Annotated in this window: 13 protein-coding genes; all 13 read right to left on the bottom strand. The window is 48.4% G+C overall.

Annotation, left to right across the window (positions count from 1 at the left end; genetic code table 11):
- Positions 1-10 precede the first annotated feature (10 nt).
- The 13 genes from cas1c to QWY20_RS11710 all read right to left on the bottom strand — a co-directional run bounded on the left by cas1c (position 11) and on the right by QWY20_RS11710 (position 13,320).
- Entirely contained in the window at positions 11-1,027 is a 1,017-nt protein-coding gene (gene cas1c / locus QWY20_RS11770) for a type I-C CRISPR-associated endonuclease Cas1c (RefSeq protein WP_330129205.1), read from the bottom strand.
- Positions 1,008-1,649: a CRISPR-associated protein Cas4 gene (gene cas4, locus QWY20_RS11765; protein ID WP_330129204.1), complete on the bottom strand. Its 642-nt coding sequence runs from the start codon at positions 1,647-1,649 to the stop codon at positions 1,008-1,010. Before cas4 ends, cas1c begins: the two co-directional genes overlap by 20 nt.
- 91 nt (positions 1,650-1,740) lie before the next feature.
- Positions 1,741-2,571, bottom strand: coding sequence for a type I-C CRISPR-associated protein Cas7/Csd2 (gene cas7c / locus QWY20_RS11760; protein WP_330129203.1), 831 nt, complete (start codon positions 2,569-2,571; stop codon positions 1,741-1,743).
- Positions 2,572-2,581: 10 nt separating this feature from the next.
- A complete protein-coding gene (cas8c, locus tag QWY20_RS11755; RefSeq protein WP_330129202.1) occupies positions 2,582-4,519 on the bottom strand; it encodes a type I-C CRISPR-associated protein Cas8c/Csd1 in 1,938 nt (645 codons plus the stop codon).
- Positions 4,516-5,220, bottom strand: a complete 705-nt coding sequence (cas5c, locus tag QWY20_RS11750) for a type I-C CRISPR-associated protein Cas5c (protein ID WP_330129341.1) — start codon at positions 5,218-5,220, stop codon at positions 4,516-4,518. Before cas5c ends, cas8c begins: the two co-directional genes overlap by 4 nt.
- Positions 5,221-5,252: 32 nt before the next feature.
- On the bottom strand, positions 5,253-7,721 hold the full coding sequence (cas3, locus tag QWY20_RS11745; protein ID WP_330129201.1) for a CRISPR-associated helicase Cas3': 2,469 nt from the start codon (positions 7,719-7,721) through the stop codon (positions 5,253-5,255).
- Between the two features lie 50 nt (positions 7,722-7,771).
- The gene (locus QWY20_RS11740; RefSeq protein ID WP_330129340.1) at positions 7,772-8,611 is read right to left on the bottom strand and encodes a KilA-N domain-containing protein; all 840 of its coding nucleotides are present in this window, start codon (positions 8,609-8,611) and stop codon (positions 7,772-7,774) included.
- A gap of 17 nt (positions 8,612-8,628) precedes the next feature.
- Entirely contained in the window at positions 8,629-9,666 is a 1,038-nt protein-coding gene (locus QWY20_RS11735; RefSeq protein WP_330129200.1) for a hypothetical protein, read from the bottom strand.
- A gap of 8 nt (positions 9,667-9,674) precedes the next feature.
- Positions 9,675-11,075 (bottom strand): helix-turn-helix domain-containing protein, encoded by a 1,401-nt coding sequence (locus QWY20_RS11730; RefSeq protein WP_330129199.1) that lies wholly within the window; start codon positions 11,073-11,075, stop codon positions 9,675-9,677.
- Positions 11,076-11,198: 123 nt separating this feature from the next.
- The gene (locus QWY20_RS11725; RefSeq protein ID WP_330129198.1) at positions 11,199-12,056 is read right to left on the bottom strand and encodes a helix-turn-helix transcriptional regulator; all 858 of its coding nucleotides are present in this window, start codon (positions 12,054-12,056) and stop codon (positions 11,199-11,201) included.
- A gap of 88 nt (positions 12,057-12,144) precedes the next feature.
- The gene (locus QWY20_RS11720) at positions 12,145-12,432 is read right to left on the bottom strand and encodes a type II toxin-antitoxin system RelE/ParE family toxin (protein WP_330129197.1); all 288 of its coding nucleotides are present in this window, start codon (positions 12,430-12,432) and stop codon (positions 12,145-12,147) included.
- On the bottom strand, positions 12,425-12,637 hold the full coding sequence (locus QWY20_RS11715) for a hypothetical protein (RefSeq protein WP_330129196.1): 213 nt from the start codon (positions 12,635-12,637) through the stop codon (positions 12,425-12,427). Before QWY20_RS11715 ends, QWY20_RS11720 begins: the two co-directional genes overlap by 8 nt.
- A gap of 128 nt (positions 12,638-12,765) precedes the next feature.
- Positions 12,766-13,320, bottom strand: a complete 555-nt coding sequence (locus QWY20_RS11710) for an Hsp20/alpha crystallin family protein (RefSeq protein ID WP_330129195.1) — start codon at positions 13,318-13,320, stop codon at positions 12,766-12,768.
- Positions 13,321-13,432: the final 112 nt, after the last annotated feature.

Below are 13,432 nucleotides of genomic sequence, written 5' to 3'. Positions count from 1 at the left end.
GGCTTCCCTTTTATTTGCTGAAAAATGCCGGATATTCCGCAAGATCACCTCGTAAGTGACGCGCCAGCAACATGGCTTGAATATGAGGCAACAAACCAATCTCGACCTCCTCACCAATAAACTGGTGGCGGATACTTTGTTGCTTACGACGCTGATACTCCTGCAATACCAGTTTACGGGCATCATCTTTCAGCTTCACAGCACCGCCAATTTCATGCACAAAGTCGGATGCTTTTATTTGCTGCCGGTTAATTAAGGTGAGCACCAGCCGGTCAGCGATAAATGCACGAAACTCTTCCAATAAGTCCAGCGCCAGGCTGTCTCTGCCTGGCCGCTCCCGATGAAGGAAGCCAACCTGCGGATCAAGCCCTACCCCTTGCAAAGCCGCACTTACATCATTGCCCAACACTGAATATAAGAATGACAGCAAGGCATTCACAGGATCGGTTGGTGGACGCCGGATACGGCCAGAAAACGTGAAACCAGTTTCCTGATTGGTAAAGAGATTTTCGAAAACAGAGAAGTAACGCGAAGCGGCATCGCCTTCAAAGCCGCGAATTGCGTCTAAATCGGTGCAGTGCTGAAGCTTCGTTAAAATGTAGTTTAGCGCAGCGACTTGCTCGGAAAGTGCGGCTGAAGCACCATGATTGCGCTGTTGCCGCTGCAATACCTGCTTTTGCATCTGAATTTTGGCGGCCACAATGTTTCTGGCGATACTGACCGGATCGGAATCGGTTCGGCGGTATTGCTCGCGCCGTAACAGCACATTGCCACTTTGCTTGCCCTGCACCCTGGCAAGAAAACGGCCGTACTCGGTGAAAAAGGCCAAATTGACGCTACGCTCACCACAAAAGCCCATCACTTGGGGCGACACCATGACGTTGCCAAAGCAAAAAATAGCGCCAATCCCATGGATAGGGAATTGCGCCGCTTTTTGTTTATTAATGTCGATCACCAGGGTTTCCCGTTCTTTGTGTAAGTAAGCACCTTGGGTACTGATGTAAAGGCTATTCTGGAGTTTCTTCATTGGCAGTATCCGTTGCGAAAAGCTGCTGTGTATAAGCAGTACTTGTATCCTGTTGCATCAACTTAGGATTGCACAAATCGTACAGGCTGCATGCCAGGCAATGCTTGCCATAAACTGCTTTGGGTGTTTGGCCTGATGCCAGCATTGCAGCAACTTCGGCTATTACCTGCAAAGTACGCTGTCGTAACTCAGCGCTAAAGGTAATTACTTGCCGGTGACGGGTTTGGTGATACCACAGTGCGCCTTCTGGCACATTCTGCCCAGTCATTTCTTCTAAGCACAGTGCTTGTGCACAAAGTTGTATTTCATCCCAGTCACTTGGTTTGGGCTTACCGCGCTTGTACTCGACAGGGAACAGCTTGCCGGTGGCCTGCTCCCGCTCAACCAAGTCGAGTTTGCCAACCAGGCCAATCTTTGGTGCGGATACCTGCACACCGCGTTCATAGCGTATACCCCGCCGACTTTCTGGCTCACCACTGTCGACCCGCTCATGCAATACATTACCTTGAGCCGTCAAAAAGTTATCTGCCCACACCTGTTCGGTATGAATGAGCGCACACTGGCGTGGGCAAAAGGCATAATGCTGTAATGCAGAAATTGGGATCAGCCTGGGTTCGGTCATACTTGCACCTGAGTTATCAGTAAACAGTTACTGCCCATAACAACCAGAGTCTGGCCAAAGCCTGCTTTTTGCAGGCTTTGGTGCAAAGGGCTTAGAAGCCGTCAATTTCTGCTGGCGTAAGCCCATCCAACAGGCTCAGTTGGTAACTCCCGTCAGGGTTTACACTTAAGGTTCTATGTACTTTTGCGGATGAGTATTGACCGGCCTTGCTATTGTGCTGCCACCAAATCACCTTCTCGACCGCCATAGAACCCTCTGGTCTGGCAGAGGATGCATCGCCTTCAAATAATTTTGGCAGGATCGATTTAAGAATCTCTGCATCAGCATCACTAAAGCCGGTTTTCTCTGCCAGCTGCGGTGACATAGCGCCATAAGCAACATAAACGGCCTGGTCGACCCGGTGCTTCATGCCCATGGTATCTGAACCTTTTTTACTGCCATCACCATCACCGCTAACACTCTTGGTAATTTGCGTACTGGTAATGCTTACTGGCTCGACACTAAAAGCTGAATGGATACTCACAGGGCCACGGATAGGAATGGATACACCGTCTTTTTGCTCGCTTTTAAAGGCAAATAACTGACCAAAGGCACGAACATCAAACCAGGTTTCGCAGGCCAGCTTTGCAGCATCTTCTGGTTTTGTTTTCTTGGCATTAAGTGCATCTTTGCCTAATACGCCTTCAGCTCTGGCACGCAGGCTTGGGTAGCCATCGGTTTTCTTCTCGTCCGATTGAACAAAAATAGCCTGGCCAGCATCTTGTAAGCGATCGCGGGTTTTGCGCTTTAAGCATACGTCGGTAATTTCGCCAAAACCATCATAGTCTGTGCGCGGGCGGTTGCCATTTAACGGGTCGCCATTTGGATTAGCGTTTTTTACTGAGAAAATAATGGCGAAATCGATTTTATTTTGTAAGCTCATGTGGTTTTCCTTATTCTGCGGTGTCTGCCGCGTCTTTTTTACTGTTTAGTACTAAGCGCTGGCAGTGAAACCCCAGTAAAAACTCACCGCTTAACGCTTTATCTGATTTAAATTCTGTTGTATCGAAAGCCGACTGAATGCTATCCAGCAGGTCTTTTCGTAACTTTAAAAAGCCGGGGCTGACATTCTGCAAACGATGCATATAGGGCGTTAATGCCAGTTCTAAATTACGCCAAGTAGAAAATGGTCTGTCGGCAAAGCGTTGTATTAATCGCTCTGCCGTGGTGTTGCGCTTTTCACCCGCTTTGTAAAGTGCATAGGATTCAATATTTTCTGCTACCGCTAGTAAGCGGCCATATAAATAATCCCGCGAAGTACTGGTTTCATCTAATGCCATGGCATAGTCCTTTTGATATTTAACATGAGGTGTGCGTTTGCAAAAACCTTTATAAAGCGCGCAGGCAATACCGAGGTTTTGCTCCCACTTCCATGAATCTTCACTTTTGTAGGCTAAACGATTAGTTGCCCTTTTAATGGCATAGGTAACAATGTCTATCGGCAGGGGCTGACCTTCAACAATGCAAGGTAGCAGGCGCTCAGTAAGGTTCTTCTTCAGTGAATCTGTGCTTTTTAAAACGTCGCCATAAACAGCATCCCAAATTTTATAAGGCGCAGGGGCACTGGCAGACCAAATGATTTTCTCTATGGGCTTGCTTTTACCTGCAACGTTCGACGTTAGTTTATGCCGCTGCGGCCAGGCAAAATCCCGGTACCACTTCTCCAGCGAGCTTAAGAATTCTTCTGCTATCGTTTCACGGTAATAGATAATTCCCATCCGGCCAGGTGTGGCAGAATCCAGTCCTAAAATACAAATGCTCTCGTTGCGCTCCAGCTCACCCTTACCGGTGCCTTTTAGATGACTTTTCAGGTTTAGCGCATAGCTTTGACCTAGATCCAGCGAGTGATCTTTTTCGGGTAGGGTTTCAGCATTTAATAGATCCCAGGGATCAGAGAATGGATTGGGTATTGTTTTGCCCGATACTGCCCAACTGACATAGGTTTGATCGCCATTGCGAAAGCTTTGCCGTGCCAGTAACCAGCGCAATGCATTATGTGCTTTTTGGGTCACATCAAAACTAACTGCCGCAGCCTGGCTGCTGTCAGTGAATTTGCCTCTAAAGGTAAAGCCGCTGCTATCATTGGCAGAAATTAATTTGGCTTTATCGCCACTGTGCCTTATTTTCGCCGGATGATTTGATGCTAAAACAGTTTGCTCACCTTTTACCAGGCATAATCCCGGCTCACCTCCATTTAAGCTGTCAAAATTAATCCAGCTTTGCTGAATGGCCGGATCAAGCCAGGTTTTTGATTGTGCAATGCCAGGCATTTCAACCGTCCAGCACACCAATGCAGAGCCTTGATCCAATGAACCTGCTTCCTTTGGTAAAACTTTGAATAACAAAGGTGCCTCTGCCGAAGATTGCCACTTTGTAAGTAAAATACCGTTCTCGGCGTGCAGTACGCCATGTTGCAGCAGATCAGCAACAACAGTTCGCTTACCAACATACCTGTGGATAGCACTAATCGCGGGTAAAACGAATTCAGAATTGCACCATCCGCTAAGTTGTTCAAAATAAAGCTCAAACCCTGCCTTTTTTAAACCACCAAATTGCTCATAGTCACCTGCTACATACTGAATCTTGTCTGCCAGAGCATGTGGTGCTAACCCACTTGCTCTGCCTGCTGACTGCTCTGTCGCTGGTAAAACCAATTGTGTTTTTTCCAGTACGGAAGCCCGGAGAAAAGCACCATTGCCGTCAATAACAATATTAATATGAGCGTTCTGCGGGGTATGGCTAACCGGCATTAACTGCTGTTCCTGCGGTAAATCTGCCGAAAGCTGCTGCGCCTGCTCATAGGTTTCATATAGACGTGCTAACCAGCTCATAATGCTGCCTCCAGCTCATCTACAGCCTGTTGATTTACATCAAGCACAAACTCCTTGGGCTGCATCTCGCGCACAAAGCGCCTGATCTGGCAATCTTCCGGCCGGGGAAAAGTAACAATGCCGCGTTTCATCGTGGCGTGCCAAAACCGGCTATGTAATTCATTAACGCCGGTTTCATCAGGGTAGTCAAAGCCGTGAAACATTAAACCAAAGCCCAACTCGTCAATATCGTCGTAAGCACCAGCACCTTCTCCAAATTCACATGGCTCAACGTAGGCCTGACAATCACGGGTACCCAAAAAGATATCCTGCCGCCCACCTTTTTCCAGCATCCGTGTCGCAATACTAAAATGCTTGCCGTCAATTCTGTCTTGTTCAAGCTCTGGCCGGTGCTCATTCCACTCGAAATGCGCTTCAACCTGATATTCAACATCATGCAAAAAGGTGTAAATAGCTAGGCTATTGCCTCCGCCCCAGTTCAACGGCTTAGTGCCTTTTGTTTGGGTGCGAAGTGGTTTAATCACTCTTACTCTGTCGACATACCAGGTTAGCGTAGGCTTCCAGTAAATCGATTTTAGAACGCCCTTTAATGCCTCATAAGTTGGCAGATGGTAAGAGCATTTTTCACCGCCTATTTTAGTAATCGGATCGGTGAATAATGCATAGCGCCCTCGCAGACGAAAACTAATGCTGTTTTTCATTGGTTTTGTCGCCATTGTTATGTCCTTTTCAATTAGAAAACAAAGTTATGCTGCTCTGCACAAGGTTCTGTGCAGACGCCAAAATCTTCACTGTAAAACCGCTCATCAAGGTAGTAGACCCCCTCCCCATCAGCTATCTCGTAAATAGCTTTCTGCTGCTGAAGTTTTTCCCAGACATTTGGAAAGAGATTAACGCTGTATTTCTGTGACCTACGCAGCAATTTGTAATAATTAGCCGCATCAAATTTTTTGTTTACAGCACAAAGATCAGTTATTAGTGCTTTACCTTCACCATGCGGAACTATTAGTGATTGTGTGGGTGCGTCTATCGCTTTAAAGGCTTTACCTGCTGTCATAAAAGCCTGATGCAAAGTCAGCGGTGTATTGCCATAAGGGTTTCGTGCATTGACGCTTAGCAGGTTAAGCAAATTATTAGCGCCATTTGTAGCTGTTGCTTTTAGCGGATAACTCATTTCTTTACTGCGATCAAAAAAGTAATACTGAAAATACTGCTGCATGACTTCCGGTTTTAGGAAATCCTGACCTTTAAACTCGTTAAATATCCGCTTTGTGGTATCACGACCTACCTTGATGTCTGGCAGTAAATCAATGGTTTCTTTGTCTGGGTTAACGATATAAACCTGTGCTGTGTGCAGCCGACCATTGCGATTGCAGCGACCAGCGGCCTGCGCTAAAGAATCCAGCCCGGCCTGAAAACGGATAACTGACGCAAAATCCACATCGACCCCAGCCTCAATTAGTTGAGTGCTAAAACACAGTACCGGCAAACCGGCATCTAAACGATTTCGTACCTTAGCAAGCAATAACTTACGATGTGCAGGACACTGAGCAGTACTGAGATGGATTAAGGCTTCTGTATCAACTTGCTGTGTCTGGTGTGCAGATTTAAACAGCGCCTGCGCCCAGTTTTTGGTATTTACAATAATAAGGCAGCTTGTCTTTAACTGCATTTGCTCAAGCGCCAGCGCGGTGATTTCTTCTAAAGACCAGCCAGCGACTGTTGTTTTGTCCAGGATCTCTACCCGTTTGAGCTGCTGAAACAACTCGCCTATATCAGGCATAAGTTCATTGCCTTCAGGCAGGTTAAGCCTACCTTTATGTTCATTTTGGACCTGATGTAACAAGGGTTGTGTTGCGGTGCAAAGCACCGCCGTTGTCTTGCAATGCTCCGCCAGAAAATTAAGCGAGTTATTAAACAAATGAATGCAGTTAATTGGCAGGGTTTGGATCTCATCAAATACAATCACACTGTTGGCCAGTTGATGTAACCGCCTGACACCACGGGTACCACCGCTTAGCAATGTTTCCAAAAACTGCACCATAGTGGTGAGCACGATAGGGGCGTCCCAGTTTTCACTTACCAACTTGCTATGCCAGGTTTGCTGCTCCGGCTCTAAATTTGAGTGATGCTCTAACACCCATGGTCTTGGATCATCATCACGCTGCAATACACTTCTTATTGCCTCAGCGTTTTGCTCAATAATTGAGGTGTATGGAATAATATAAAAAATCCGGTCCAGTTGATGTTTTTTGGCGTGGTGTAAAGCAAAACGCAAGCTGGAATAGGTTTTACCGCCACCAGTAGGAACTGTAAGGCTGTAGATACCTTGCGCATCATCAGCGCGTTTTAAGCAATTATCTGAGATTTGCTTGCGTATATCGTCTACGGTGTTTCTGACTTTCAACGTGGTAACAAAAGCTTCCATACGTTGACAAGCTAACGCCCAATCCGGTTTTAAATGCCGGTACAGGCTATAATTTGGGTTTTCAAAATCAGCACTGTTTACCCTGTCAGCGTCAATCAGGCTGCTAAACAAAAACTTGGTGTAAAAGCCAAGATTGAAAGCAGCGACGATATCACTGCCATTTGCTAAATCCTTTGATACTATCAGCTTAAGTTTATTGACCATATCGTTAATAAATGCAGCTGTTGCTATAGCTTCAACCATACTAATAACTACAGTATCAGCAACCTGGATACACTCCTTTAAATGAGTTTGCTCATCTGTTTTTTTTATTCTGGCAAGGAAACCAGCACCATTTTCTGAAGGCAAATTATCAATCAAACCACTGTGGTGAGAGGCAATGCACAAAGCCAAAATTTGCACTACGGCAATAGACAACTGTTGATCTGTGGAGTTTTTATCAGGAAACGCTTTAAGCGCAATCGGAAGTATATTTTGAAAAACCCACTGCGCACCGGCGGATGAATGGTCAATCTTGCCTTTTAGACTTTTTGAATCAACGTCATCAAGATCAGGATCATAATTAGCGCCCAATTCACGGATAATCAGCTGCATATAATCCTGGAATGCTTTGCTGTACTTACCGAGATCGTGCAAGACACCAACCAAAGCTCCCGCTTTACCATGCCCGATTTTTCCAGCATAGATTGCTGCCAACTCACTGACTTCAGTTAAATGTGTCTTAATGCTCTGATGATTAGAGCCATTTTTAGCTGGGTGAGCTATGAATTGCATTCTTAATTCTCCAATATTGACTTATCGAGCCAACCTAACCAGCCCAGAGATTAACTATCACTTTTCGCACTTTTTTCTAACCGCCCAGCCCGATGATCTGCCACCAGAATGTTCATCTGCGTTATCGCAATTTGGTTTAGCCGGGTCAGCCGCTCGCTTTGTGAGCGCCCTTCATTGATAAAAACAGCACTGAGATTTTCGAGATTGGTCAGGCAAACCAGTTGGGAGATATTGGCGTCATCGCGGATATTGCCTTGCTTATCCGAGTTTGCGTTGCACCATTGTTTGGCGGACATACCGAATAACGCCATGTTCAGAACGTCTGCCTCCATAGCGTATACCTGATTGACGTGCCGGGAGCTGAGTTCCGGTGGGATCAAATTCTCTTTGATAGCATCGGTGTGCAACCAATAGTTTATTTTTGCCAGGCAGCGGCGAGTATCCCAGCCCAGTTGCTGCTGTTCAGCATTCTTCAGATGTTGGAGCTCTTGCATAAAATAGATTTTAAACACTGGGCTTAACCAGCTAGCGAATTCTAATGCAAGATCTGGATGGGCATAAGTGCCGCCATTGCGGCCAGCCTTGGTCATCAGGCCGATAGAGCCGGTTTTGGCAACCCATTCTTTCACACTAATTATGGAGCTGTTCAAGCCCGCCTGACTTTTAATGATGGCGAATTCGCTATCATTAAAATCTGGATTATGAACAGACTCCCAGATCCCCAGAAACTCGACCGTATTGCGGTTATTCAGCCAGTCAGAAATAATAAAGTCGTTGTCTTCAGCATTCAGCATATCGGTCAATGAGATGTAATCTTGATCTAGCAGCCCCACAACCGTGCTGGCTGTATCAAACACTCCGAGCTTGCGATTGTTCTTATCCAATGTCATCAAAATGACTCCCGCACTTATTCATCCTCATCCCCCTTCAACAAATCATCCAACGCCCCAGGCGCCATCACGATTTTGCGCTTCTTCCTCAGCCTGACCACTTTGGGATCAAAGTTAGCCATAATGTCCTGGTGGGTTTGCTGCAACCATTGTTCGGCTTTTGCCAGTTCCTGCGCGGCCAGCTCGTCGAGCCCAGCGCGGTTCCCTTGCAAGGCTTTGCAATCAGCCAGAAAGTGACGCCAGCGCACTTTTTCCAGGGCTGTTTCGTTGTTGAAAATAATGTTGAGATGCGGATCGCCATAGTGATCCACCGGCTGGAAGTACATGACCGGGGCTTGCTGACAGTGGGCCTGGCTGAGTTCCAGCCAGCGCTGTTGCTGGTAGTGATGCCAGCGGTGTTTGAGTTCATCCAGCTGTGCTTCCAACCCATTGGCCTGAACTTCGATGTCCCAGAGAAAACCACCCTGCTCTGCCTTGCCATGGTTTTTGCCGTCAACATACTCATGCGGGATTAGGCTTTGGATCCGATCACTGCCTTGATCGTCTATTGCATCGGTTAAATAACCGGCTAGGGAATACAGGGTGGCGTAATGAAAGTCGCCGTCAATAATCAGCCGCGCCCAGCGGGCAAAACGAAAGGCGTAGTAGTCACGCGGCTGATAATCCGGCAATTGCGCTTTGTTGGCTTGCTCCTGAAACAGGTGATCGTTGTAGTCGTAATCATAAAGGGTGGTAAAGTCCAGTAGACTGGTATTCTTGGCCATGGGCTCGTTCAGAAAGAGATAGCAGTCGCCAATACCACACGTCAGCAACTTGGCCCAGTTCAGCAGGTTAAGCTTTGATAATGGCAGATCACGCCAGATTGCGTTGGCATTATCTGGCGTGCAGTCGATACCGAGCAGTGCTTTGAGTAACACGGCGTCCACCCGGTTTTGCACCTGTTTGTCCATGGTAGCGCGAAACTGCTCCTGCTGAGCATCCGGCCAGGAGTAGTAGCCCGGATCAGCAGCTATCAGCGCTTTGCGGGCAGCAGCCTGAATGACGGATTTCGGCATGGACTTCCTCATACATTTACCTTCCAATAACCACGAGTGCCGCCGATGCGCTCTATAGCACCAGCTGCTTTCAATTTGTTGAGGTGTTTTTGCAACGCAGATGCGTTAATACCCAGTTGAGCAGCCATCTCTTGATGGGTCATGCGTGGGTTCTGCTCTATCAATGCCAACACAGCCTGCTGGCGATGGGTGAGTTTAGCTTGCACTACTTTTTCACCACCTATTTCACCACCTATTTCACCACCTATTGAGCCACCCGTTGCGGCAGCTTCCGTACGATGAAACTCAATATCGAAAAAGTCGCCAGTTTCCGCGAAGGTGGGGGCGTCGCTACCTGCCTGCTGGCACAGATCGCGGATGCGGGCCATACCACTCCCCCATTGCTCGATGTAGCCCAGCTCCCTAAAAACCCGGGCGATGACTTTGTTGCGGATTTCCGAACGCCCGGCCAGTGCATCACCCAAAGTCAGGCCGTTGGGCAAACCACCGGGGGAGACGATGTTGACGATATCATCGTAGATACCCACTTTGATGTCCCGTCCAGCGTTGCTGTAATCACGGTGTACCACGGCATTGACCAGCGCTTCCCGGATGGCCGGAATGGGAATTTCATAGGTTTCGGTACGCTGCAGACCATGGATTTCTGCCTTTAGATGCAGATGGTTTTTGATGAAGGCTTCCGAGCCTTCCAGTTGACTAAACAGATCACCCCGGTATTCCTTTTTATCCAGGAATACTGTCATGTTGGTGCCTTTAAAACGACTGCACTTGATTTCCACCTGTTCGTACTGGCCCAACAGGATCATCAGGCCATGGCTGGGATAATCCTGCCCCTGCTCGGTTCGGATCAATTTCAAACTACGCATCCTGGCGGTGCTTAAGGGCTTGCCCGCTTGTTCAAAAGCCCGCTGTAACGGAGCCAGTTCTAGCGTCTGTAGTGAGGCGTCCCAGGCAGTTTGTTCATCAAAGCTCTGGTGCAGACGCTGGCGCTCCAGCTCGTGAATCATTTCCAGACTGGCCTGACGGTTGGTTGCACCCAGACGAATATAGGTGCCTGCATCGCGACCTTTGGCCCTGAGGTGATAGGGCAGCTGACTGCCCCGATAAACCTGAATCACCACCAGCGTTTTTCCCTGCAGGGTTTCCAGATAAATAGTGGGCATCAGACTGGGATGGCATTGATCATGCGCAATGGACGCAATCTGGTCCATCAGTTCGAACTCGTCGGTCTGGACACCTGCAATCTGTCGCTGATCATTCACCCCCAACACCAACTTGCCACCACTGCTGTTGGCAAAGGCAATCAGGGTTTTAGCAAGCTGGTTTCCCTTGGGCAACTGCCCTTTTAGCTCCAGAGTTTTGCTTTCACCACCCAGAATTTCTTGCCAGAGAGGCTGTTCAGGGCTCATAGCTTCCTCGCATAGCACATTATTTTAGTCTCCTTCACTCTACCCCCTCCCCCAACCAACACAACCACTGTACAGAAACCCACGTAAACTGACTTAACGGTTCTGTGATAAAAACCGGATAAATCAGCTGAATAGCCAGGGCTTTATGTCATGTAAGTTGGCAAGCTCCAGCTGCTGGGCTTCGGGGATGGCGTCCAGCGTTTTTACGTTCACCTGCATTTGCTGCAGCAGGTATTGCGCCAGTGCGGCGCGGGTGGTCAGTTGCAACTGGCCGTTGTGCATTTGGTAGTCGTGCACCAGCACAGCTTGTTGCTCGGGGCTGAGCCTGCGGTCGGGTACCAGCTGTAGGGTGATTTCGGTATGCCAGGCGCTATCGTCAGCTCCGGTTTTCTCGGCAGGGCCCAGTAACTCCGCTTCACCACGAAAACGGCTGAGCACAAAGTCGCGGTACTCGCGGTGCTTCTCGCACCAGCCACGCAGGTGCCAGCGCAGGCCGGTGTTGATTAGGGTATGCGGGCTGATAATGCGGCCTTCGCGGTCTGGGTTGGTCAGGGACACATAATCCACTTCAACCCGTTGCTGTTCGCGTAGCGCCTGCACCAGTACACGGATCAGGCCGGCACTGACCTGACGGGGCGGTAGCTGCAGGGTGGCACTGTTGCTAGATTTAGCCTCGCCCGGTTGCTCGAAACAAGCGGGGTGCTGCACCCAGCGCAGATAATGATCGATGTCGGGGGTAAACAAGGTGGGTTGCAGGTTGGCGGCTGCCTGGTACGGTTTGTTTTGCTGCAGTGCTTGCAGGTTTGCTGGCACCCGTTCGGCGTAGCGCTGTAAGTCCTGCCAGGCTTGTTGGCGGCTGACGCCAAACTGCGCCACCAACTGTTTGTTTTGAATTTTTCCTTCCCAGTACAAGATAAACTCGATAAAACGCAACCGGCTTTGCTGCTCGGATTTGTGCATGCCACCTCCTGTGCTGCTCATTGGTGTTCCTAAAACCACTTTACGGCAGTCTGGTGGAAATGCAAGTGCTTGGATTAGGCAGGGTGCCTGACATGAGATAGAACTGATTTTAAGGCAGGTTTTCCCGATACACCGTAAGTATTTCAATGTGTTGCTTTGTCACACGGTACACAAAGTTGTAGTGCTTATAGCAAATCTTCCGGATGTTTTTGCCATGCTCTGGCATCGGGGTTCCAGAGTCTGGAAACTGAACCAGTACCTTTTGCAGCCAAAGCTCAAATTGATTCAGATAGTCAATGACAAAGGCATTGGGCAAGCCTTGTTCAGAAAGGTAGTCTGCGATTTGAGTCAGACGCTCCATGGCCCTGGGAGAAAATACCAAGGTTCGTTTATTCATACTTGGCACGGATATTGTTAAAAACATCGGCAAGCTCTATGCCCTGACCTTGCGCTAACTGTGCCTCAGACACCTTGATATCGTCACTAATTTTTCTGGCCTGTACAAACTCGGCAAAAGCCCGGGCAACAGATTGCGGATTGTCTCCAAAGGCCCGCTTTAAATCGGCTTCCAGTACCGGATTATCGATCTGGATATTTAACATTGCACCACTCCACTGCTGTAAAAAACTGAGCATACTGTGTCTATCAGTGTAGCTCAACTGCAGCTTCATTATGACCACACAAAATAGACAGAGACCGTCCAGACACAGGCCGGTCTCTGTATGGGTGTTTACCGATTAATCGGAATTTGCTTTACCCCATCAGCACTGCCTTCTTTGCGCGCCATGGTAATGCTCAGCACGCCGTCTTTTAGCCTGGCATCGATGCTGTTGCTATCGGCATCGGCTGGCAGGGCCAGGGTACGGCGGAAGGTGCCGTAGCGGCGTTCACTGCGATAGAAGTGCCGGTCTTTGTCTTCCTGCTCTTGCTTGATCTGGCCTTTGATGGTCAGCACATCACCCTGCAGATCGATGGCCAGATCGGACTCCTGCAAACCGGGTACTTCCAGCCGGATGCAGTAGTTCTGATCGCTGGCGGATAAGTCCAGACTGGGTTTAAACCAGTCGTTGCCGCCCAGTAGCGGACTGCTGCCAAACAAAGATGGTGTGCCAAAGTGTTTAAAGGCATCATCAAACAAACGGTTCATCTCTTGATGAAACTGCAGCATCGGATGCAGCGGTGCATTCGAAGGTTCCGCAGTTTGAGTTCGCTGTACCGGAACCGACGACTGCTCGGCATCTTCATGCTGAAACCAGTTCCACGGATTCAATTTTTGCCAGTTCATACGCCCTCCTGTTACAGGTTGTATCACATGCAATATAGGGATTGCTGGTCAATTTTCAATCAACTTTGTGAAGAAAATACTGCGCTGGATCAAACAAAGAGTTCGTTGTCAA

Origin of the sequence: Alkalimonas cellulosilytica, from assembly GCF_036325985.1 — a bacterium.
Taxonomy (GTDB): Bacteria; Pseudomonadota; Gammaproteobacteria; order Enterobacterales; family Alteromonadaceae; genus Alkalimonas; species Alkalimonas cellulosilytica.
Note: the sequence above shows the minus strand (reverse complement) of the source record. Positions and strands in the feature narration are given on the sequence as shown.